Raw genomic sequence first — 2584 nt, 5'->3', positions numbered from 1 at the left:
GGGCTCCGGCGGTCCGCCGCCACGAGCCCGGGGCGGCTGTCGCTGATCGGCGCGGGGCTCGTCGTGCTCTCGCTGCTCACCGGACTGGTGGGCACCCTCGCGATGCAGGACCGCGGCGCGACGACCGACGGCCTGGTCGAGCACCGGGAACCGCTGGCCGCGGCGGCACAGGAGGTCCACCGGTCGCTGTCGGACGCCGACGCCACGGCGGCGAGCGCGTTCCTCTCCCCCGGTGCCGCGTCCCCCGAGCTGCGGCAACGCTACGAACGGGACATCGCCAAGGCCGGTGCGGCGCTGGCGAAGGCGGCCTCCGACGCGGGCAGCGCCGGGGGCGCCGCCGAGCAGGTCGACATCATCAGCAGGCAGTTGCCGACCTACACCGGTCTGGTCGAGACCGCCCGGGCCAACGACCGCCAGGGCTATCCCGTGGGCGCCGCCTACCTGCGGCAGGCCTCGCAACTGCTGCGGTCGGAGATCCTGCCCGCGGCGGAGCGGTTGTACGAGATCGACAACGACCGGCTGGCCGGGGCGCAGGACGACGCCACGGGCATTCCCTGGGTGACCGGCGTGCTCCTGCTCGGGCTGGCGGCCGCGTTGCTCTACACCCAGGCCTATCTCCGGCGCACGACGAACCGCGTGTTCAACGTGGGGCTGCTCGTGGCCACGGGGGCCGTCGGTGTCGCCGTCCTGTGGACCACGGTGGCGTTGACCGTGCAGGGGGTGCTGGTCAGCCAGGGCCGGGACGACGGGAGCGAACAGGCGGGCCTGCTGGTCGACGCCCGCATCTCGGCGCTGCGGGCCCGGGCGGACGAGACGCTCACCCTCGTCGCCCGCGGGGGCGGGCAGGAGTACGAGGAGGAGTTCACCGAGCAGTTCGGGCGGTTCGCCGGGCCCGACGGCGAGGGGGGACTGCTGGCCCGTGCCCGTGCGGAGGCCGAGGGCACCACGGCCGAGGCCCCGCTGCGCTCGGCGAGCGAGGCCGCGACGGCCTGGCGGTCCGCGCACGAGCGCATCCGCGAACTGGACGACTCCGGCAACCACCGGCAGGCGGTGACCTCGGCACTCGACGTCGGTGACGAGGCGGGCGCGGCCGCCGCGTTCACCCGGTTGGACAACGATCTCGCCGACGCGATCGGCACGGCCAGGCAGGAATTCGTCGACGACACCACCGCCGCCTCCCGCGCGTTGACCCTGCTCGCGCCGGGATTCGCGGTGCTGTCGGTCGTCGCCGCGCTCGGGGCGACGCTGGGTATCCGCGAACGGCTCCGGGAGTACCGCTGATGAGAAGGACCAGAGTGGCCGGACTACTCGCCGCGGTGTCCGCCGTGGCGTTGGCGGGGTGCGGCGTCTCCGCGGAGCCCGTCGACCCCGCGCCGGTGGAGTCCGTCGCCCGGCCGACGCCCGCCGGGACGGAGATCGACCCGGAACTCGCGCGCGGCGGGTCGGCCTCGCGGGACTGCAACGCGACCGCGAGCCTGCCGCCGGACGCCGAGGTCGCGGACGGCTCCACGATGGCCGAGATCCGGGAGCGTGGGTACCTGATCGCCGGGGTGGACCAGAACACCTTCCTGTTCGGCTTCTCCGACCCGGACACGGGCGAACTGCACGGGTTCGACATCGACATCGCGCGGGCCGTCGCGGAGTCCCTGCTGGGTGATCCGGACGCGATCCGGTTCCGGGCGATCAGCTCGGCCGACCGGATCGACGTGCTCAAGGAGGGCGAGGTCGACATCGTCGTGCGCACGTTCTCGGTCACCTGCGAGCGCCGCGAGGAGGTCAACTTCTCCAGCGTCTACTACGTCGCGGGGCAGCGGGTGCTCGTCGACGCGGACTCGGACGTCGAGGGCATCCGCGACCTCGGTGGTGCGCGGGTGTGTGCCACCCGGGAGTCGACGTCGCTGCGCAACATCGCCGAGAGCAGGCCGCGGCCGGTCCCGGTGGCGGTGGACGACTGGTCCGACTGTCTCGTGCTGCTGCAGCAGGGGCAGGTGGCGGCCGTGTCCACCGACGACACGATCCTCGCGGGGATGCGTGCCCAGGACCGCACCTCGACGAAGATCGTCGGGGACCGGTTCACCAACGAGTACTACGGCATCGGCATCCCGAAGGGCGACGAGGACATGGTGCGCTACGTCAACGCCGTCCTGGAGGACGTCCGGGGTGGGACGTGGCAGGACAGCTACGACACCTGGCTGCGCGAGGACCTCGGCGACGCCGCGCCCCCCGAGCCCCGGTACCGGTGACACCCTTCGGAGGTAGCAGTGTCGGATGAGCCGCGGCACCCACCGCAGACCACGGGCGGGCAGCAGGTCGGGCAGCAGGCCGGGCAGGACGTCTCGCCCGGAACGGAGGTGGTCCGCCCGGTGTGGCAGCAGGACGCCGCACAGGAGCCGACCCCCACCAGCGTGCTCGCCGCCGGGACGCCGGGAACCCGCTCGATCACCCCACCCCCGCCTCCCGGGGCCGGGACGGGTGCCGGGGCCGGCGAGCCGCTGCCCGAACCCGGGACGGAGAGCGTGCTTCCGGACGGCGGGAGCGACCCCGCGGCACCGGGTACGGGCTCCGGGGCGGAGGGAGCGCCGGA

The 2584-nt window shown here is 74.0% G+C and carries 2 protein-coding genes and 1 pseudogene; all 3 read left to right on the top strand.

Annotated elements, in window-relative coordinates; all coding sequences use genetic code 11:
- A partial coding sequence (locus SACPADRAFT_RS0211550; protein ID WP_007027220.1) for a hypothetical protein occupies window positions 1-1281 on the top strand: 1281 nt, incomplete at its 5' end.
- Window positions 1281-2243 carry a glutamate ABC transporter substrate-binding protein gene (locus tag SACPADRAFT_RS0211545; protein WP_007027221.1) on the top strand — a complete coding sequence of 321 codons (963 nt, stop codon included), beginning with the start codon at window positions 1281-1283 and terminating at the stop codon, window positions 2241-2243. The genes SACPADRAFT_RS0211550 and SACPADRAFT_RS0211545, both read left to right, overlap by 1 nt.
- An 18-nt stretch (window positions 2244-2261) precedes the next feature.
- Window positions 2262-2584, top strand: a pseudogene (locus SACPADRAFT_RS27200) (hypothetical protein); the annotation flags it as partial.

The sequence above is a fragment of the Saccharomonospora iraqiensis subsp. paurometabolica YIM 90007 genome, assembly GCF_000231035.2.
Classification (GTDB): domain Bacteria; phylum Actinomycetota; class Actinomycetes; order Mycobacteriales; family Pseudonocardiaceae; genus Saccharomonospora; species Saccharomonospora paurometabolica.
Note: the sequence above shows the minus strand (reverse complement) of the source record. Positions and strands in the feature narration are given on the sequence as shown.

What these genes read in the sequence shown, in the direction of transcription:
- SACPADRAFT_RS0211545 (WP_007027221.1), top strand. Translation starts at nt 1,281, where the DNA reads ATGAGAAGGACCAGAGTGGCCGGACTACTCGCCGCGGTGTCCGCCGTG.